General features: G+C 37.4%; 20 protein-coding genes and 1 pseudogene. 19 read left to right on the top strand and 2 right to left on the bottom strand.

The genetic code is table 11. The features are described from left to right. Positions 1-7 precede the first annotated feature (7 nt). The 5 genes from HNW13_RS17950 to HNW13_RS17930 all read left to right on the top strand — a co-directional run bounded on the left by HNW13_RS17950 (position 8) and on the right by HNW13_RS17930 (position 6,855). Entirely contained in the window at positions 8-769 is a 762-nt protein-coding gene (locus HNW13_RS17950) for a transporter substrate-binding domain-containing protein (RefSeq protein WP_192114586.1), read from the top strand. A gap of 386 nt (positions 770-1,155) precedes the next feature. Beyond that, the gene (locus HNW13_RS17945) at positions 1,156-2,247 is read left to right on the top strand and encodes a hypothetical protein (protein WP_192114587.1); all 1,092 of its coding nucleotides are present in this window, start codon (positions 1,156-1,158) and stop codon (positions 2,245-2,247) included. A gap of 1,704 nt (positions 2,248-3,951) precedes the next feature. Further along, the gene (locus HNW13_RS17940) at positions 3,952-5,007 is read left to right on the top strand and encodes a hypothetical protein (protein ID WP_192114588.1); all 1,056 of its coding nucleotides are present in this window, start codon (positions 3,952-3,954) and stop codon (positions 5,005-5,007) included. A gap of 582 nt (positions 5,008-5,589) precedes the next feature. After that, the gene (locus HNW13_RS17935; RefSeq protein WP_192114589.1) at positions 5,590-6,030 is read left to right on the top strand and encodes a hypothetical protein; all 441 of its coding nucleotides are present in this window, start codon (positions 5,590-5,592) and stop codon (positions 6,028-6,030) included. Positions 6,031-6,294: 264 nt separating this feature from the next. Further along, complete coding sequence (locus HNW13_RS17930) at positions 6,295-6,855, top strand: hypothetical protein (protein ID WP_192114590.1); 561 nt, start codon at positions 6,295-6,297, stop codon at positions 6,853-6,855. Positions 6,856-7,167: 312 nt separating this feature from the next. Here the strand turns inward: HNW13_RS17930 and HNW13_RS17925 are convergent, their stop codons facing one another. Next, positions 7,168-7,707 (bottom strand): hypothetical protein, encoded by a 540-nt coding sequence (locus HNW13_RS17925; RefSeq protein WP_192114591.1) that lies wholly within the window; start codon positions 7,705-7,707, stop codon positions 7,168-7,170. A 179-nt stretch (positions 7,708-7,886) separates the two neighbouring features. On the opposite strand from HNW13_RS17925, the gene HNW13_RS17920 reads away from it, so the two are divergent. After that, complete coding sequence (locus HNW13_RS17920; protein ID WP_192114592.1) at positions 7,887-8,147, top strand: hypothetical protein; 261 nt, start codon at positions 7,887-7,889, stop codon at positions 8,145-8,147. Next, on the top strand, positions 8,140-8,958 hold the full coding sequence (locus HNW13_RS17915) for a hypothetical protein (RefSeq protein WP_192114593.1): 819 nt from the start codon (positions 8,140-8,142) through the stop codon (positions 8,956-8,958). Before HNW13_RS17920 ends, HNW13_RS17915 begins: the two co-directional genes overlap by 8 nt. A 15-nt stretch (positions 8,959-8,973) precedes the next feature. On the opposite strand, the gene HNW13_RS17910 is transcribed toward HNW13_RS17915, so the two are convergent. Then, positions 8,974-9,471 carry a hypothetical protein gene (locus tag HNW13_RS17910; RefSeq protein ID WP_208062927.1) on the bottom strand — a complete coding sequence of 166 codons (498 nt, stop codon included), beginning with the start codon at positions 9,469-9,471 and terminating at the stop codon, positions 8,974-8,976. A 274-nt stretch (positions 9,472-9,745) separates the two neighbouring features. Between HNW13_RS17910 and HNW13_RS17905 the strand changes: the two genes are divergently transcribed. The 12 genes and pseudogenes from HNW13_RS17905 to HNW13_RS17850 all read left to right on the top strand — a co-directional run bounded on the left by HNW13_RS17905 (position 9,746) and on the right by HNW13_RS17850 (position 20,418). Next, entirely contained in the window at positions 9,746-10,966 is a 1,221-nt protein-coding gene (locus HNW13_RS17905; RefSeq protein WP_192114595.1) for a hypothetical protein, read from the top strand. A 273-nt stretch (positions 10,967-11,239) separates the two neighbouring features. Then, a complete protein-coding gene (locus tag HNW13_RS17900; RefSeq protein WP_192114596.1) occupies positions 11,240-11,389 on the top strand; it encodes a hypothetical protein in 150 nt (49 codons plus the stop codon). A 210-nt stretch (positions 11,390-11,599) separates the two neighbouring features. After that, on the top strand, positions 11,600-12,238 hold the full coding sequence (locus HNW13_RS17895) for a hypothetical protein (protein WP_208062926.1): 639 nt from the start codon (positions 11,600-11,602) through the stop codon (positions 12,236-12,238). Next, positions 12,174-12,824 carry a hypothetical protein gene (locus HNW13_RS17890; protein ID WP_208062925.1) on the top strand — a complete coding sequence of 217 codons (651 nt, stop codon included), beginning with the start codon at positions 12,174-12,176 and terminating at the stop codon, positions 12,822-12,824. Before HNW13_RS17895 ends, HNW13_RS17890 begins: the two co-directional genes overlap by 65 nt. A gap of 59 nt (positions 12,825-12,883) precedes the next feature. Continuing rightward, on the top strand, positions 12,884-13,453 hold the full coding sequence (locus HNW13_RS17885; protein WP_192114599.1) for a hypothetical protein: 570 nt from the start codon (positions 12,884-12,886) through the stop codon (positions 13,451-13,453). 454 nt (positions 13,454-13,907) lie between these two features. Then, a complete protein-coding gene (locus HNW13_RS17880) occupies positions 13,908-14,741 on the top strand; it encodes a HEPN domain-containing protein (RefSeq protein WP_192114600.1) in 834 nt (277 codons plus the stop codon). Between the two features lie 84 nt (positions 14,742-14,825). Continuing rightward, complete coding sequence (locus tag HNW13_RS17875) at positions 14,826-15,692, top strand: hypothetical protein (RefSeq protein ID WP_192114601.1); 867 nt, start codon at positions 14,826-14,828, stop codon at positions 15,690-15,692. A gap of 449 nt (positions 15,693-16,141) precedes the next feature. After that, on the top strand, positions 16,142-16,507 hold the full coding sequence (locus HNW13_RS17870) for a hypothetical protein (protein ID WP_192114602.1): 366 nt from the start codon (positions 16,142-16,144) through the stop codon (positions 16,505-16,507). A 137-nt stretch (positions 16,508-16,644) separates the two neighbouring features. Next, on the top strand, positions 16,645-17,415 hold the full coding sequence (locus tag HNW13_RS17865) for a hypothetical protein (RefSeq protein WP_192114603.1): 771 nt from the start codon (positions 16,645-16,647) through the stop codon (positions 17,413-17,415). A 479-nt stretch (positions 17,416-17,894) separates the two neighbouring features. Further along, complete coding sequence (gene bamE, locus HNW13_RS17860; RefSeq protein WP_192114604.1) at positions 17,895-18,299, top strand: outer membrane protein assembly factor BamE; 405 nt, start codon at positions 17,895-17,897, stop codon at positions 18,297-18,299. Positions 18,300-18,530: 231 nt separating this feature from the next. Next, the gene (locus HNW13_RS17855) at positions 18,531-19,190 is read left to right on the top strand and encodes a hypothetical protein (RefSeq protein ID WP_192114605.1); all 660 of its coding nucleotides are present in this window, start codon (positions 18,531-18,533) and stop codon (positions 19,188-19,190) included. A gap of 631 nt (positions 19,191-19,821) precedes the next feature. After that, a pseudogene (locus HNW13_RS17850) lies at positions 19,822-20,418 on the top strand (tyrosine-type recombinase/integrase). The last annotated feature ends 151 nt before the right edge of the window (positions 20,419-20,569 follow it).

The following is a 20,569-nucleotide window of genomic DNA, read 5'->3' as shown; positions in this document are numbered from 1 at the left end:
ATTAAATATGAATAGAATTGGAATTATAATACTAGTCATTGCATCATATTTAATCTCTTTCTGTTGTTTAGCCAAAGAAGAAGTCATGGATGTTTATGGCAATGGGGATTTGCCGCCAATAACTTACCTTGAAAATGGCAGGATGCAAGGGCTTGGCTACGAGTTAACAAAAGCCATATTATTTGAAGCGGGAATACCTAGTAGGATCAACTTTGTACCATGGGCTAGAGCCTATTATAGAGGGAAAAAAGGGACTGGTATGATTTTTGGTATCTATAAAACTGCTGAACGAGAAATGATATTTGATTACTCTGCAGAGTTGTGGACCGAATCAGTGTTACTAGTCACGGCAAAAGGAAAAGAGTTTTATTTTAATTCGATAGATGACCTTAAAGGCCGCATCATTGTAATGCAACAAGGGACTGCGCCCAGTAATCAGTTTGTTAAATATCTAGAGGATGGCGCTTTAAATGTGGTTTTCAATCGCTCTCCACAAACCCGGTTAAAATTTTTATTAGCTGGCAGAGCCGATGTAGGTATATTCAATCCAGGTTTGCAGGCAGTGGAAATGAATGTGTTGGCAGCTGGTCTCAGCATGGATCAGTTTAGTGTATTACCAATGCCTTTGGCAGTGTCAAAAAAATATATTGCCATAAAAAAAAGTGAAACATCGAAACAGACAATCAGTGACATAAATGAAGCGATAGAAAGGCTGCATAAAAATGGTCAGATTGACAAGATAAAAACAAAATACAATATCAAAGCATAATAGGTCCAACTTTAATGCCTGAACAATAAAGTGTGCAGACACAGTATTGATTGAGTGGAATACGATGAGTTAATCCTTAACAATGGAAAGTTGGCCATAGCTATTACTAAAACTATTCTAATTTAGCTCGTAGAAAATGGAACTTTAAAAGAGAAGTATATGAATAACTATTTGAATAGGTCATTAGATCATCTTTGCGTAAATGACGACAAAACAGCAGTATTCACTACATTTAAAGCGGTGCAAGATTTATTTTCCTCAGATTGGCTAAATAGATCCGATGGCCACAGGCTTCAAATATTATGGGCTAGAAATGACTACCTATCTTCAGCGGAATTATATTCATTTGGAAAGTCGATAAATAGATTGCTACCTAATTGTTTTACATGGCTTCAGTCTACAGCTATAGAGATAAAGAAAAACAAGGAGACCTCTCATGGACCTCTCATGGACTTATCACGGAGATTATTACTATAGGCTCTTTATCCTCAGAGGACGGCATCATTACCCCTTGCACCAAATCTTATGAGACTTATGATTATACAATTGAGAGCAAGTCTGGTTATAAGTATAAAGTATCGATTAAGAATTTTGACATATCAGTACATGAAAGAGCTTTTATTGAAGAAAGTAAGATCATTAATAAGATGTTTCAAAACCTCCTTCAACATTACCAAATGTCAGGTTCATTACGATTAGTATGTGAGATTTCACTAACTCGAAAGATGACTTTAGATATCTGCATTTTTATAGCTTCCAGTATCAAAAGCTATGGCCATTTCTACCCAATATATGGTTGTATGGTTAGCTTTGTTCCGCTTTACGGATACGATAGCAGCCTTTTAGTGAACGGCTCAGGTACCGTAACTGTGCTATCAAAACAACATAGGAATGAGCAGCGAAATATAGAAAGCAAGATAAAGTCTGCTAATGACAAAATGTTGAAAGATCCTGTTGACGCAAATTCCATCAAGCAATTGGTGATAAGGCTGGGAGAAACAACCGACATCAACAGAATCAAATCATTTATACAGGATATTGCAGATGATTATGAACGATGTGGGTTTGATATGTGCTTAATATTTCAGTCTTCGGTAGTTGCGGATTTAAAAGATAATACCTCAAATATAAATACAACAATTGCCCCAATAGGCCGTTCATTTTATCCGGAAACTGAAAGCATAAAAGAAAAATTAAAGAACATCGGTTTTATAACGATGTCGTTGGGTATAGGAACTGTATCGACTGGAAGTATGCCATTAAAACTAGTGGTCGATGGTCAGTTGGACGAGGGTGACGTATCAAATTATTATGTACTTCAACAGGGCGACATCTACTTAAAAATGAAGAAAGACGCGAGTGGGCTTTCAGCAGTGCTTTCGCATCCAGCCCCAGGGATAGCCGTTCATGCAGTGCATGAGAACTTCACCATTAAAGGCGCAGTTTTTCCCGTAAATAACAAGCTGCTAATTGTATAGTTTCATGTGTAGGTCTTTTACAATCAAGGCCTGAGAAGTCCTATCCACTTGTCCAGTATCCATCAAAGATAAGGCCTCTTGCCAGAGGCCTTTGACGCTATCAAACCCCTATCTTAATAAGTTCTTAGATCATTTAAACCGGTACACGTTTTAATTCAATAATCAGCCATTAATCCGATTCAATATAATAGCGATACCAACTGCAGTTTTGCCGGTGGGCATTGTAAAGCCTAAGCAGCAAACGCTTTACCCTTTACAAGCACGAGTAGGGTGGTTGAGTGGAGAGTTTGAAGTGAGTCTTGATAAAAGAGCTGTTGTGGAATGGGTTATAGGAAATAGCTGCCAGTTTTACATCGGGAATACTGTCATTCTCTATGGTACCAGCCGCCCACGCATGGACATAACGGACCTTTTCTTTGCAAGCTCTTAAGCGAGAGGGCTCACTGATCTTGAATGTCACATAATTAAGGCATATGGAATCGGCATGAGCGACAGAATTGTTTTTGAATATACCGGTTGTGGCCACAACACTGAATATTGAGTTATTGAGGTTTCGATAAACCTTCAAGGTTTGGCCAAACTCAATTTCACGGTCCCGAAATAGATAAAGCATGATAGTAGGTTTTTTGACAAAGAGAAGACAACATTCCCATATGGGGGGAGTCAATTAAGACCATGGCTGAGGATGTGTTCCGACTCAGGTACATGAGACCATGACATATAAAGGAAATTAAAAGACAACATTCCAAACTAGAGTATGACTAAGGCACAATGGTAACCGAATAGCTGATCTCTTCGTTGCTGACGTTTTTAACAGCTTTTTCTTCCTGACATCAAATGCATCATGATGGCTGTGTTCTCGGGCGCAAAATGGACCTAATAAGAGGTAATGAAGAGAAGGGTATTGTCTTGCTCTTAAAATAATTGTTTTGCTGTTAATTTAAGCGCTTGGGTTTTAGATTAAATCTTGGTTTTGAATTCGATTCTACCTATATAATTTTATTATTCATTTAAACCAGGTACTTAATTTAAGTGTGATAATTTAATCGTTTAAATATAAACAGAATTAATTTAAACGATTAAATTAACATCAACATACCAATTAAAAACTAAAGTTACTTTAAATTGGTTTCAATAAATTAGAATTAATTTAAGAGCCCTGTGGCCCTTATCTATCCATTTTTTCTTATAAAATTATTTTAAAAGAATACGCGGGGGCGGGTTCGAACTACGGCAAGGGTAAGGGTAGACGATGAAGCCAAAAGCTAAAGCAAAAAGAGCGTCTATCACAATAACGGCTTGAGTCGAAGAGATCATCCACCAGCTACAAGCCCTTGATGTTATACACCAGATGGGAATGTTGTCTTTTGACTAATAGTTTATATGAGGTTGCTCCGACTATTCAGTCTCATTAGTAATGATGACGTTAAGTATCATACTCAAACGAGTGCCATTAGATAGTCTTACATTGATGTACCTGTATTCACAACTCAGGTAGCACTGGCCTCAACGACTCAATCAATAATGGTTGAATTCATGATCGATGTCTGTAGTATTAGTGCCAGTGTTACAGAGCGCTCGTTAGCCGACCTTTGGCGAAGATCACAACGCATCATCTGGCAAATTTACACCAACCTCAATCCTGTATTTCATTAAGTAAATTCTGTGAGTCGGTAACGGTATTACTTGTTAATGAGGTACATCATGTCAAAAGACCTACTGCGGTTTCCATCCGGCAGAACTGTTCATAAAGTGAAGCAAGAAGCCAAAAAAATTAAAAGTGCCTATCTAACCAATACCGATGCGTTAAATGCTTTAGCTGTTCAGCATGGGCTCGATATGCCATGGGATAAAGCAATCACCTACTTAAATAAATATTGGAACTCTTGGTTTGGCGTCCATATTTACCAAGAGCAACCTGAATGGCAAATCGATGTAAGGTATGGACGCTTTGATAATGAGGGTGATGCCCAATCCTTTTCGAAATCATTCAATGGGTCATTAAAATGGGTCGGTGGTGACAACCCTCTTATAATGATTGATGACAAGACTAGTGTCACATATGTAGTTAACAATTCAGATGTAAAGCTTTGGCGAACTAAGCCACAATCAATGAATAAGATTATGATATCTCAAGATGATTTAGAGCGTGTGTATGCTCCCATTAGTAAATGGCCAGAACTGTTCCATAATGAAAAACCGACTTTTGGCTCATTGGCATATGCTGCTGAATTTGGTGATGACAATGGCTCAGAAAAGGGCAGTGTTAATGCTGATGCCCCAAACAAATACGGCCAAATTGAAAAGATTGGATTCAGAATAAGAGGTGAGCAATCAGGTGGGTCGCTTATACAAATCACACATACTCATGACCAGTTAAACAGTAGCTATTACATCGTTACTCTGTTTTCAGTTGATGAAATTTCATCAATCATTGCGGCATTATCGGAACTAGTCCGATTCAATGACTTTATACCTGGTGATGACAGTCCTGCTCCCTTATCGCCAATGCTCGTAAGTAAAGTGCTAGAGCTTTGTTTTGAACAGATCGTGATAAGTTGTGAGGATTTTGTTTACTCATCAACAGAAGACACTGACATTGATGTGAAGGTGGTAAATATATTTGAAATCGAAGATGCGTTTAACCCGGCTGACGAGAACTCTTCGATCTTTCGAAAAGCCATCAAAGATAATAAGCAAAATGTAATATCGGCATTAGGGCAATCGGAATGGCTTTCAGTTGATATTTTGGCTAGCTAATATCAACCAGACTTACAATTAAGCGTTAATAACCAGAGCACAGTTGAAGCCTAGGTGTAGGGTTATATAGAGGTCTAACATGATATAAGCGTCAATAAATATCCTGTATAACCCATGCTAGCGCACTTCACAGCTCCACTAATTTACACAGTTGACAGCATAAGTTTTTGGGCTTATAGTTTATTTACTTTTCAAGTACCTTTATAAGTAAATGCCTATGCAAGACCTTGTAAATGGAATATCAATACTCTAATATTGATATCAAAAGCCCTGACTCGAATCAGGGCTTTTTTTTTGGTTTTTTATTTACTTATCAAATACTTTTCCTATAGTGCATTGGTTAAAGAGGGTATTCAGACATTGTGAACTCCTTTGAATCCAGAGCTGACGCAAGTATTGCTCAGTAAGTTCTATCTCAGGAGTCTCATTAGATGAGTTATTTCTGTCAACCTTCCTCCAATTGTTCTATCTGGTACAGAGACCGCTTTTGTGGAAGTAGACTGTGTTTAAAAGGCAATATACAGCACGATTAAGATGTGCAACAATAAGCATAATAAACACTCTCTGCTAAGGATATGTTAAGTGAAACAAATATTTTTGATTACTGCCTGCATGGTATTTTCAGGCTCAGTATTGGCAGAAAATTTGCCTTCATACCTATATAACTACACAGTCTCCCAAAAATTCGCCTCTCTCAATGAGTTTGTCATTACTGACGATAATGGAGGTTTACTTAAGCCATCCAAGGGGAACACCGTTTTCTCTGTTAATGGGGTTGAGGTTAAAACAAAGTACGACGCCGTAATGACTACCAGTTCTTACGTGAAAGAAGGGAAATCAATGTTAAGTGGTAACTCGGTTGTGTATATAACCACTGAAGACCTTCTGGTTGTATACCTCAATTCGGTAGCGTGTGGCCAAGTAGAATTCTCAGAAAAAGATTTACCTTTATCTTCTCCAATGAATTTAACTAGTCCCAACGGTTGTTTAATCAAGTTTTCAATGTCTATTAAAAAACAGTAGACAAACTAAATTAGAGTGGGAGATGGCTCAATTAACGCAAGGTGTTAGTCGGCCTATTGGGGGCTCTTTATACGTTAGATTTGGCAGTTTCAATGCTGGAAACTTGTAGAGTTGGAAAAAGCTATGTCAAAATTTTATTCTAAGGATTTGGAATTAAAATAGGTAGTTACTATAACTTCAGTTGCATATGGGTATTCATTTAATGATGCCAAAATTAACTGATTTGGTTGATATGATTAAGGCTTAGGCCGAAAGGGATTTGATATGATTTCTATTTGGAAAAATACACTCTCGAAAATTTTGATTTCTGATCCCATTGAGTTCAAAAGTAGAAAAGCATTTACTGCATTATGGGATTGGATGTATAAAGCTAAATATAATGGTGCCTGCCATGATTCATCGGTTGTGCTGTTTATATTATTTAATGAACTAGATATCACTAGTGAGTTATGTATTGGTGAGATACAGCTTGAATCAGGTGTCGTTACTGATCACTCGTGGGTTGAGTCTGAAGGCTTGATTACTGATATAGCGATTTCTATGCCCAATAATCCAAACCATTATCACGCCCCTTTATTTTTCGGGAAAAGCTTAGCTGGTGGTCGAGTTACCTGTACCTATGGAAAGAGATTTGAAGGCTTGTCTATTGATAGTTTGTATATTTCAAATCAAAATATTGGGCAATATCTCTCGATGCATCCGTGGGGGGAGGATTTTATCTTTAAAAAAGCCAAAGATATAGGCAAAACCATTGGGTTGAATCTAACTATGCCTAAGTTGAGACTAAAATATTCCGAAGTTAAAAGATCATTTAGATCCGCATAGGGATTGGATTATCCAGAGGTGTTAGATGGGCGAGGCAATACAAACGATAAGTGGCTATAGCTATGGACTTAACATGATGAGAAAACTGAACTCAGTAATAAACAAAGGGCACGACCTTGAGAATCTATTAATTAATAATAAGAAAAAGTTAAGAATAAGTTCAGACGGTTTTGTGTCTGTAAATATGCAATCCGAGGAAGCAAAACAAGCTTTCATCATGCAGATTAGGTTGATGAACAGACTTCGCCCATAGTTCTAGCTATCTAAACACTTACTGTTTGATTTATCCTTCGAAGCTAGTTTGAACTATGTTTAAATAAAGACCTTTTCTGTTATTAACAAATTCTTGGGGTTGATCACAAGCATTGTTTTACCATGGTACGCTGCATCGCTAAAATTCAACTCATAATCAAAAATGGCAGATATGCCTACTGTATACAGCAATTGATTGATTGCCCTATCTCTTTGACTCTGGCGTACTAAAGCATCGGCGCCTGGAGCATACCTAAGCATGGCAAACTCCATTAAATTATACCAATCTCTATCACAAGAATGGGCAGAGTAAACCAAACTTAATTGTTGAAAGGCTTGAATTACAGCGTCACCTTGTAAATCTATCGGTATTCCTCTTGTGGCCACTATTGCTGAGTTTGATAATTGGCACCCATAAATAACGCCCTTATTGGAACCGCGGCATCGGTTAATATGGTATCGAGCACCTTGAAACTGTTCTGTAAAATAAAGGCCCGACACATCATCAGTCCCCTCACCATACGAGGCAAACTTAAGGTCAAATTCATCAAAATCATGTCTAGAGCCATGAAAAATCATAGATCCTGGTTCATATAACATACACAGTCACCTCATTTTGCCGCTGGTGGTTGTTGTGAGCATAAATTCAGCTATAAACTTCGTCCAATATGAATTTTTACTTTTTACACTATGATATTACAACACCTACATTGTGTGCTACAATATTTTACGATTCATTAATTAATTATATTTACTGACAGTCAGTGTAAGGGTTTCTCATGATTTCATTAGTAATAATTTTGTCATCATTATTAATGGTGAGTGTTATGTATATTTTGCATTTAAGAAAGGGAAAGCTGAAAGAAGCCAGCGTAATCAGTGAAAACACTATTTTTGAGTATTATTTCGACAAAGACAAACAAAACCTGGTTCTAAATTTAAGGGATCTCAGTTTTACTAAAGTAGAGCTTTCAAAGTTTGTTAATGTGCTTAATGAGCTAAACCTTGAGATGAGCCAAGAGGAATTGCCAAGTGAATAGCTTTATTTGGGAAGTGCATCTCAGCGGAAAGAGAAAAAAAACAAACCTAAAAAATAACGGTTCAGCGGGTCAGGATAAATCGATTACAAAGCCACCAGCATTACTTCTAAATGCAAAACTCCCTGCTATTTACTGGAATAATGAAAATTATTCATTGATACTCAAAGAAATAGACGAAAAAGGCGATAGTGTTACTTTTCAAAATAAAACCATTACCGGTATGCAGCAAAGCGCATTCGCAGATAAGGTCAGAACTAACACTAGAGTAATCCCAGAAAGATATTTTGATGTGATTGATTCAGTAAAATTGTTATTTAAAATTGTGTTAAAAAAATCAATTTCAAACTGGAGTCAATTAGAAGCAATACCATTCTGGGTGGTTATTATGCTTCTCATGTATTATTTGGGTAACTCCGACATACGAAAAATTGCTTCGCTATTAATTGATATGAATGCCAGCGTTTATACTCTGTGTATGGGTGTGTTCGGGTTTGTTATCGCCAGAGTTTTCCATTTACTGTTTCCTGCAAATTTGGAAAACCAGGTTGCCAAGGCCATAGATAAATTTGCATTGCTTTGTTACAGCTTAACCATAGGCGCTTCATCTTTTGTTATATGCCAATCAATCATCGACCAAGATAAAAGCATTCTGACCCTGTTAGCGTTATGTCTACTATGTCATTTTACACAATATTTTTATCTAGAACTTAAGGAAAGGTTATCGCGATGCTATCAAATTGGCTTGATAACACTCATAGGGCTGATAGCTGTATTGGTTTGGAATAAGGACCGAATATTGGCTTTCTTGTAGTAGGAAAGAGTTATATCAAGCGTTGTTAAGCTCTTTTAATTTTACATAACGGGTTTTAAAAGACTTATAGGTAAGCTTGCTTATCACGCGGGATGCCTCAAGAACCAAACTGTTGTATGCGTCCACTTCCTCCGCGTATTCTCTATAATGGACTGATACTTTCACCGGGTTCAACTTAAGCATACGATTTAACATTGGCAATAGTAACGCTTCATCATCTGTAGTCCTAGCGGTTTTAAAGCCTGTACCTTTTGATGGTATCAGTGAAGATAAGGAGCCATTTGATTCCAAATATTGCTGTCGCCAGCGGCAAATAGTCCTCCAATTTACAGCGTTATCCATCTGCAGTTCAGCGGGTAAACTCTGTAATAGTGGGGTAATATTCTTATCGGTCCAGCCTTTGTCTATATTTCTGTCTAAATAGGCTATAAGCCGATAGCGTCTAACTGCAATGGCCTCTTCTAACATATTCATATCAGCTGTCTCATTTGTAACTTTATTCACATTAGGCATACAAAGGTATGTATTTCCACCCAATTAAAATCACATTTCAGCATAAATAATACATCCTTTAGCTTGTTTCGTGCAAGATAGCGTATGAAATTAGAAAATTATTTTCACTCCTATTTTAATCTAATTGACATTTTACCTTTCAATATTTTGATTGTGGCTGAAGACATTAGAATAAGAATATTACGTATGACTTTAGTCGCTTTTATCACTGGTAATTAGGCCTGCGATATCGCATAGTTGGTTGCTCATGGAGTAACCCATTAAGGCACAAGTTATGATGCTAGAAAGGTATGCAGACGTTTTGGCCCAATGTAACGCCATTATTACTGAACAGTTTCAAGACGTAGAAATTTTTGTGCCTCAATTCATGTCCTTTGCCTCAAGTATTGCTGATGATTTTAAGCGCAATTATATTAAGAATCCGTCTGCAGCAAGTAAGTTCCGAATGTTGAATGATATAAATTCTAATGAACCTATTTCCTTATACCTCGACCAGAAGAATTTTGAAGATTCAAGTATCGCTAAGCTCATGTCTTACGAGGATTTTACCGATTTATGTGTAAAGTATTTTTGTTTTTCCGAAATAGAGAGTAAGCAACCTACAATTCAACTTCACAAACAAATTGATTCTGCTGGACATTCATTTTCTCTGCACTTTAACTGGCAAGGCTGTGAGGTTGAATTTAATGCCGATGCTGAGACTGATGAGCACAACGCCCTACAATTCGATTCGTCATTTGTAATGGCTAAAATTTACCATCAAAAAAATTCCTTTTCACAACTTCTTCCACCTACGGACATAAAGGCACCTATTGTTGGTGTTAGTAGCGGTTTTATTGATAGCTTTGGCTTTAAACAAAACATTACTACGCAAGCTAGGGGGGAGTTTCACCATAACTCAATCGAGGACCGAATTAGAGGTTACCAAACACTTGGCGCAATGAAGCATTTATTAAATAACTATTTTAATGCCAGCTTTATAAATGAAGCTGATGACTTTGCGCCTATGATCCCTTTAATTGGGAGTTACATTGCTAAATATCAAACAGAACGCTGCAAACTAATTGATTTAGAGTTCGTCAATGCAGACTATACGGGAACAGTTGATAATTGGATTGAGCTATTTAAGAAAATTGAGACTCTTGGGTCAGCTGTTTATCAACCGGCCATGTATGAGCATTCGGACTTTAAACCAAATGAAAATGACCTAAACACCTTTAAAAAGCATATGTACAGGATGGCATTAAGTAAAGGTAATGACCTGATCAATCCAATAGCCCTTTACGCGCTAACCATGGCCATCGATGTTAAGTCGCTTTATTCAGAAGCAAGCAGCACTGTTGCCCGCAGTTTGGCTAAATACGATTTAGACATTGATGAAGTCAGGAACAGCATAGAACTTGCCAACACAATTGACATCGCAGTAGAAGGGCTTACATTCCGTTTTCGTGAGGATATTGCAACATTGAATGACAATCTTGACCGCTCTTTATAGGCACAGGAAAAGTCCGTAAACAGACTAAATCCTATTCAGGTAAGCAACGTGAGATGTAAGCTAGGCTGTTAACTAGGATTAGTGGCTATGGTCATGATGGTTTGAATGTCGGTCATCAGGCAATGCTTATTGCTGCACTAAGTGATAGTAAGCAAAGCGTTGAGAAAGTTCAGATACCATCATTTGAATTTGAAGCTTTTTCCGTTAGACGTGTAGAATAATTTAGAGAGTGACATTAGCTGCTGTAAATAATTACTAAGTATAGGAACATGTATGCCAACATTTAATGTAATCCTCTTTAAAGGCAAAGACAAAAGGGAAGATGTTTTATCAGCTAAAAGTAGGCAGGATGCTAATGATAAAGCTGAAAAAAAGTACCCTGGGTTTATTGCCGACACTTCATTAACTGCTAAAATCGGCTAGTTAACACATAGATAACATAAGTTGGAATGAACGCACTATTAATTTATTAGCTGCGCTAGGCATCAGTAAAATGCGCTGGTGGATTAAAAGGGTGAAACAAAATATACTTAACAGATAATGAATAAGTATATGGCGGTTAGGGTGCATAACTTCAATGGTATCGAATCAATGTTTTCATTTAACCCTATGCCTAATAGGTATGATGAAATCATGGCTGGTGGCCAATCTATAGAAGATGCGATCAATGACAGATTGCAGCTATTAACGCAATCTGAGATACCATTAATGATTGCTGAAATGAGACTACGCTTCAGACAAGATCATGAATCAGTAATTGGCCCACTCCTCAATAGCGCTATTTTTAACAGACTTGCAATGGAACGGTTTGCAAAATCTCAAGCCTATCTTAACTTAGAAGATATTAAGCAAATAGCACGACAATCCAGAATAGAAAACCTCTCATTTGTAAATAGAACATTCAACTTAGAAACATTGAACCGTTGGTTGCTGCTCAACTCCATAAATGACAACTGTATAATCAATATTGATGGCTTTAACAATATGGATTTAAAATCCTTCACAGCTGTTTTTACAATCCAGCATCCTGACTTTTCAGCGCATATAAATGGGGAATTACTACTAGCGGAAGGGGATATTTCATTTAACACAAAAAGAGTATCGCTGTCTTGGAAGACATTAAGCGAGCAAGCTTTGATGAGTGTTTCAGGCGGGTCATTATCAGACCGCACAGACCAACCTTTTACGGACTTCAGTGACGGTGAGCTTGCGCCATTTAAAAATGATGTTGACTACTCAAAAGCGAGACTATTGTGTCTCAGAAGCTATTGATATCTTTAAGGTGAATTACCAAGCTTTTGCTTGTGCTCGTGCAATTCTTATCAACCCCAAAAATGAAGATAAGCAATTGATAAATGCTTTCCTAGATAGCATAGAGGGTAGTATCAATTACGGTTTAACCACCACGCCAACATACATTATTAATGACCAATCAGTTAAAGCATTGTCAAATGCAGACTTCGTTTCTAATGCTGTAAAGTTTTATTGCACTGATGCCAGTAATTTTACGAACGAAGACAGCTTTTCATTGGTTAAAGCCGTTTTAACGAAGATCATACTTAAATCTAGAATGCCTTTCGATGGAAGTGATAATAAGTTAGATATTGGATACCTCAAGCTGATTCGGGATTTAATGAACACAGCTGAGTCAGAAAGCCTCGTATCTGACACTATTTTTGACCGCTCAATAATCAGAAAACTCAATCAACACGCCTCTGAAATTGATGACATTGACTCATGCATTGCATTGGGGGATTTCATTGATACCTATATCACTGACTGCTTCACGCCACCAGCTGCCAATGAAAACGACACCGGACTTATTGATCAGCCCAGCAATTTCATGAATTCACTTTAATTTCAACTTCAACGATAGCGTATCGATTAACAAAATATTAATTCAAGAGTGATAAACATATGTCTAAAGTTACTTTAAATGAATTGTGGGATTTGACTCTAAAGCAATCAATCGGCCTTAGTGGGCAATACGAAGCGTTATTGAGGCAGACACAGATACTTATGCGTAATACTGCTAGGGAGGCATTAGAGGCTTACCCTGATAGTGTTACAGGCTACTTTGAAACAAAACTAGCAGGGGCATCTCTTGATAAAGCCTTTAGTATCCCAAGCATCAAGTTTATGGATATGTCGAGAGAAGTAATTATATCGTTTAATGAATTTAAGGAACTAAATGAAGGAAAATTCAACAATTATTTTGATGTGGAATTTCAGAGGTGGGTCACGTTAAAGCAAGTGATAAATGACTGCGAGTTAAGCGCTATTGATGCAACGTATAACTTCGCTAGCCCGGACTCTCAAATAGTCACATTTACAGATAAACGGTTCAGTGAGAAAAACTTTAGTGCAAGAGTTGTTTTCAACCACCAGGGAAACGAGGCAATCGTTAAATATAGTGCAAACTTTTCCTATTGTCCTGCTCAACATTTTGAGATGGAAACGACAGATGTCGCTGAACCCATACATTGACATAATGTACCCATAGTTTGACAAATCTAACCCATTCAATGACATAAAAATGGCTTTTGTAATTATATTACAAAAGCCATTTTCTTTAATATCAGTATCTTGAGTGATTAATAACCCATACATTGACAAATTTTTGCATGTTAGTACGCTAAACATACTGTATTTGTGCGAATTTAACTCATGTCCATTTTCAAGTTAGCTTTGCTAACACAGAACTGCCCCTTTATTCGCTAGAGTAAAAGCTCATTCACTATCTATTAATGTGCGTTTGCCCTAACAAATGTAATCCGAATTAAGTTCATCTAGAAATTATGCAGCACTGAGCAATCCAACCTCTCAACACTGTCGCTAACTTATTGATTATAAGTTAAAGTAATAAATTAATGGCGGCATTGTGTGAGGAACATAAACAGCAGCTAGCCGTCTATGTAGCGTTAGACATTTTGGAGGACAAATGAAAGTATCAGTGTCGAATGAGCAGCAAGAGAGTTTCTTGTATGTAAGTGGTCTATCGGTTACCGAAACAATTAAATTATGTGAAAATGTCGAAATTTTACCTGCTTGCTGTGATCCGTCATCAGACTTAATAATTGAACAAAGTGGTAGTGAAGTTGACTTGGGCATCATGGCTATTTTTCTTCGTAGAGTTGGTGCTCAAGTAAAAGTATCGGGTGCTACAGGAAAAGAGTTAGCTTCAAGGGCATGGAATGCTCAGTGGGACGTGGTTATTCTCAGTGCTTTATTTGACTGTGACGCTGTAGTAAATTTTCAAAGTGATACACCTGCTGAACTACTCACTAGCGATAGTCGTCTTGCTGTAACTAATCACCATATGAGAGGAAGTATAAACTCTCATTACCCAGTAGGGGCTGAAGATATTGACTGGCTAAATGTGCATTTCCATAATGCTAGACATCTTCTAGGTGTTGATAGATTCAGTGATGCTGTAAGTGCTCGCTCAAGTTACAGATGGCATCCAAACCCAAGGGCACAACTAGCGGTGTTGTGGTCAGGTATTGAGGGGCTGTTTGATATCCAAGGTGAAACGGTTTTTAAACTAAGCTTGTATGTTGCCAAATTCTTGGAACCTAACGATAAAGAGCAAGCAAAGCTTCTCTTATCTGATGTTAAAAAACTATACAAAAGTCGCTCTTCCGCTATCCATGGTTCAAAAATTAAAGGTGATCGAAATCTTCTGGTTTCAGAGTCTTCAAAATTACTTGAGCGTCTATTGCGTAGGTGTATAGAGGTCGGCTCTATACCAAATATTGAAGAACTTACCTTGTAATAAGCACATGCCAAACAGGCCGTTATAGGAAGAAAATTACGGGGCATTTTTGCCCGTAAACGGCGCATTATAAGAGGGGGGGAAATGAAGAATAAGAACAAATCTAAAAGTTCAATAGTAGTAGGATTGACTCCTGACGGTTACAAAGTTTCTGATGTGAGAATGACCAAGCCAACATTTCACTATGCTAAAGACGGTAATGGTTCAATGTTGGTTCAAGATATCGATACCGTAAAACTTAACCGCACCCGCCAGATTAGCTACTTTGTACCAAACAACATTGGTATGCTGATGAGTGTCAGCTCAAAGGCTTCAAATCGGGCTAAAGAAATCTTTGATCGTAAGTTTAAAAGTACTGACTATGAGCTAGATGTAACTAAACTTTTTGGAAACAAAAATGAGGCCATAAGTACTATTTCTACAGATGTTTATGACTATATCGAAGAGATTCAATCTGCGATTGTTTTTGCATACACAGCATTAGAAGCCTTTGCTAATCTTAGTATCCCCAAAAATCATGTTTACCAAGCTAAGAAAAACTCAAAAGGTATCATCGAATCATACGATAAAGCTGCTATTGAACGCTGGCTTAGCCTAAAAACAAAGATCAAACATATACTTCCAGAAGAATATGAAACAACAACGGTTGAAAAGCAAAAATGGTGGGGGCAATTTGTAACCCTTGAAGAGTACCGAAATGAGATCATTCATCAAAAGTCTATTGGTGCAACGGAGTTCTACAAGGTGTACTTTAAAGATTCAATCTTTAATATCATTAAATGTATTGAACCAGTTATATCTTTTTTCTATGTAACTCATCAAAAAAACGGTAAGACCAACGAAGTTTGGCCATGGTTAACTGAGCACACTGATATTCCATCAATGGGGTTTGAACAAAATCGATTTGAAGTTGTTGGGAATGTGCATCAAGGCTTTAAGAAATCGTTATAACAAGGCTCTCAGATTTCAAGCAACTTTTTCTAATCTTAGAACAGCGTGTTAGAGAAACAAAAAAATACAGAGACCAAACAGTACAAATCTATGAGCTTCCTGATGGTCAGGCATTCGATATCACGTGGGGCAAACCTGATCTAATACCAATTGTATTAAGTATTTGACCAATTCAGAGCGCCTCAGACTTTTCAATTCAAGGCGCATTTATGAAAAAAGGGTTATTCCCTTTTGAACCATTGCAAAGCAGAAGTGGAAAATCTGATGCGCTCACGTAGTGTGGGTTTCAAAGCCCTTTATGCTTCGTTGTGGGCTTTAGATATAGAATAACTATTATCTTCAATCCCCCATCTCGCCTAAAGGGCTTTGAATTCTCGCTGACTGGTCAAACTTTTAATGCAATTGGTATAAAAAGGCTTTAAGATTGTTTTTCGTTAATTGGAAAAGGTTTGTATAAGTACAAGTACGATAAAGCATTTGATGGCCAGATTATTTGTGAAGTGATTTACATAGATACCACTGATAGAGGGTGGAAAGGGTACAGAGAGTTTGCAGTAAAGAAAATGGCTAAAGAGTTATCTGGCACTAAGGTCGAAGGCGAAAACCCTAGTGTTTTTCAGTGGGTATTAGGTTCGGAAGACCCTTCCGGTGCGAGTTGTGGACAGTTGATCTTTTACGGAAATCTCGTTGTGTATTTGGCATTCGTTCCTAAGTCGTTTAATGTAAAAAATTACGTTAACTTATTTGATATTGCACAAACGGTCTCAAAGACCGTATATATAAAAAAAGACGGCCAACAATACCGGATAAACTAAATCCCAAACAAGGTATTGAAACGAGATTTAAAGCGGGAAGATTTCGGGTGAATCCAATTTCGCTATTACTGTACTCAATTTGCGACTTAGGTAAGTATTTCCCCCTTAATACAACATTTTCAATTAGGAGGTAATTGTTGGAAAAGTGTAATTTGTGTCGTATTAAATCAGAGTTATGTAATTCACATGCAATACCTGATTCTGTGTTTAGATCCTTGTTTAAAAAAGGGAATGGTCAGGCCATTAAACTATCCTCAAATGAACGTTCTCCAAACTGTAAATCACAGGATAGTTGGGCGACCGAACAACTATGTAATAGATGCGAAACTAAGCTAAACATCAATTATGACCAATATGGATTGAACTTGTTGCGGGGTAAAGTTGGAGAAATTGAAAAGGGTAGTGAAGGTGTTTACTTCTTAAATATTGATACTTTAAAGTTCAGAAGCTTTGTTCTGTCTGTTTTTTGGCGTGGTGCAGTCTCTGAACATGAAAACTATAAAACCATTGAAGTTTCATCAGGGTTCTTAGAACTTATTAGGTCTAGCTTGGTTAGATCTGCTAAAGTCTCAAAGAATTCATGTACAGTTTTCGTTCAAAGGTTAGTAGACACTACAGAAGGTGGATTCAGCGAGTCCAACCTTAGAGAATTGGTTGTATCTCCATTTCCAAGAACTTATGAGGTTAGAGGACATCTGTATAGTTCTATTACAATGATATTTTTAGGTTTTTGTTTCGAGATATTTCCTAGTCCCATACATAGCAGTGAGAAGATATCTCAGTTTGCACTTGGTAGCTGTAAATCAAGCTATACCTTTCCATATCTCGAGATCACTGAAATACCGGAGGTATTGGATTTAATGGTTAGTAGCTTACGGAAAGTGAATCAAGGCTTAAGCAATGTGTGAAGGATGCTAAGTCTAGTCTCCCGTCCTTATATCACTCTGCATTCGGCTACGCACACGACTGAATAATTGAATAGATTGCTGTGGTAGGTTATTTTTGGCCTCCCAATTATAGGCCGGCCATAGCAGGACCTAGTGTTTCCGAGCTTCGACATACTTATAGTAATGTGATAACGAAATAATAAAGCATTAGCTCTAAGCAGTTTCTGTCCAGATACGTCTTGGAGTGATCAGCCTAAGACGTTATTGCCCCTTTAAGTGTCAGCGCCAGCAATTCGTTCAATACAGGACTAACCTCTTTGCAATACTTTCTCTCATCAGCCGGAAAGGTAAGTGTTTCTGTTAAGCGACAACTGTTCGATATAATAATTTTTATAGAAGTTTAATAAGCCTATGATTATTAAAGAGTGATAATTGTATTTTTTCAGTTAAACCACTATAATGGCTTGGTTAAAAACCAGAAATAAGGATATTTGCATTCCATGAAAAACCTCATAATTATATTAACCATTACTCTATTAGCAGCATGTGCATCTACTAAAATTAATTATGCTCAAGAAGCATCAAAAATTGAGTTAGGGATGACTAAACAACAGGTTATATCATTACTTGGAACACCTAAAAAAACTTCATTAAGAAAGCGAAATGATTCAGTTGTTGAAGAGATGTCTTATTGGTCAGAAAAATCTATTGGATTTAGCACTTTTGATAATGAAATGATGGCAGACGATAGAGTTATGGTGGTTGTTGTTGATGGAAAAGTAACCGAATATGGCGATCTTATCATGAATATGAATCGTGCCATGGAAAAAGCAATGGATAACAATCTTAAAATGATGAAAGCAATGCCTCAGCCAGAAGTCAAAGTTACAGTAGAATCAAACTAACTAAACTATCTCATTACTTAGATTTTTTTGAGCTTATTTGATTCAGTTAATCATTGTGCATGGCTCGCTTACTGACTCTTTTATGCCCCATTGTTAGCCAGCAGCAATGTCGTTAGTATCAAGGCCAACGCTTACATATGTCACCTAATCCACTTAAAAACTAAACCTTGTAAAATATCAATAGGTTAAAGTAGTATAACCCTTATTAATCACCCACTATAAACGATAGCTATGAGTGAAAAAGAAAAACCTTGGGTGCTGTATTTTTTGTTCGTAGTATTTTTTTGGGCAGGAACTGAATCCCAAAACCCAGATATTAACCCTTGGCTTTATGTCAAAGACCTAGCTGGTTTAGCTCTATCTATGTCTGCTCTATATTTAGCAAATAAAGCACTATTTACTTGGAAAGCTCAACATGCCTATTGCGAACGCTATCGCACCATTGTTGAATTAATTAACTTGGCTACAGAATGCAAAGAGAATATTGACACTTTGCGTCACAGAAATATTTCTATTGTAGAGTATGTTAATACTAAAAACTCAGAATGGAAACCTATAGCCGAAGCATGGCCTTCTGCTTCGCATGACCTGCACCACTCTTCAATCCAGCTACAATCCAAAGTAAACAGGGCAAAATTTTTTCTATCGGAGGAAGACTTCAAGCAGGTTAAGAGTTTCCAGCAAAAATTATTATTAGAACTAGTGCCTTACAGAAGAACTTCACAAGATATATATAAGACATTTACAGATATTGAAAACGAAGTAGATCATCGAGCAACTAGCGATGCATACAGAAGTTCAGAAAGAATTGCTCCAAAGGTGCATAGCCCACTAGGTGAGTTACTAAATTACTTAGGGACCCTCATAGAGGAACAAAAGGTTAAAAGTTAAAAGGTTCGGGGTGAATTAGGGGGGAGGTTGATGTACTTTATCTCATCTCAATTAACCGCATTAGAGCAATTAACCTAACCCACTTTTGTCCAGGTTCTTGACAGATAAGCGTATCTGAGTATCTCGCATTATTAATCAACCTCATGATAATGTTTAATAACATGGTATTAGAACTGCGTACACCCTAGGGAGAACTTAATGAAAAATTCAGGCACGCCTTTAGAGAACCATCAGAAGAAGATGCCAGTTAGGTGTGTTTGGGTCGCGGTAGTTTAGTTAGGGTGGGAAGACGTCGCTAACTCAACAACCACAGTTGAAGCTCAATTACCTGATAATAAGTAATAGAGAACCGAACATGCGATACATAATAATCCGATAATTGCCAAAATCAGGCCAAGATCTATGTGTTCCATTCTGTCCCTTAACAATCCTTGTTAATGATGCTGAAAGTATAGCAACGGTAGCAAGTTAATGGTAACCACAATTATCACGGTTTTATTTACTGGAGCAGTTTTGGGCATTACCACATGGCCAAATTGAGACTCTGGGTTTTAGCTTCGCTCAACTAATATATGGCCATATCCTACTAACTACAATCGTGATGACCAAGCAACTAAAGAAGGAGGTCATCATGGTGATGTTAAACCGAGGACAGCGAAGCGGCGTCAAAAAGCCTTTTCGACTTGAAGAAATTTGGCGTATTTGAACCAGACTCGAGATTGAGAATAGTTTGATGCAACTAGCGCTGCTCAACTTGGCAATTGATAGTAAACTGAGAGCAAGTGACTTAATCCCTCTCAAGCTTTGCGATGTATCCTCACAAGATAGGATATTTAATCGAGTTAAGCATATTCAGAAGAAAACAGACATTGAAGTTCAATTTGAAATAACGACAAGAACTCAACAAAGTCTGATGAAATGGATTTTGATTGCATCGTTAAACGCAAGCGATTTTCTTTTTCCAAGCCAAAGACGAAAGCAACAACCAATTAGCTACTCGTACTATAGATATCTTGTCAGAAAGTGGGCATCAGATCTTGGACTAGATCCTAACCTGTATGGAACTCATTCGATGAGGCGAACTAAAGCGACACTAGTCTAAGCAAAAACGAAGAATATTCGTGCTGTACAGCTGCTACTGGGGCACACAAAGGTAGACAATACGATTCGCTACCTTGGCGTTGAACTGGAAGATGCACTCTTACTTTCAGAGGGAACTGATTGCTAGCTTTAAGGAACCCTAGATCTTAGGGTTTCCTTGGCACCAAGTGCCCACTTTAACAAGTTGCTGCCCCAAAATTTGTTTCGAGCAATCAGAATGTCGGTTCATACGTTTGTCCGTTGGCCAAATTTTAGTAATGTGTTACTAAAACAAGATA

Source organism: Shewanella sp. BF02_Schw, from assembly GCF_014596695.2.
Classification (GTDB): Bacteria; Pseudomonadota; Gammaproteobacteria; order Enterobacterales; family Shewanellaceae; genus Shewanella.
Note: the sequence above shows the minus strand (reverse complement) of the source record. Positions and strands in the feature narration are given on the sequence as shown.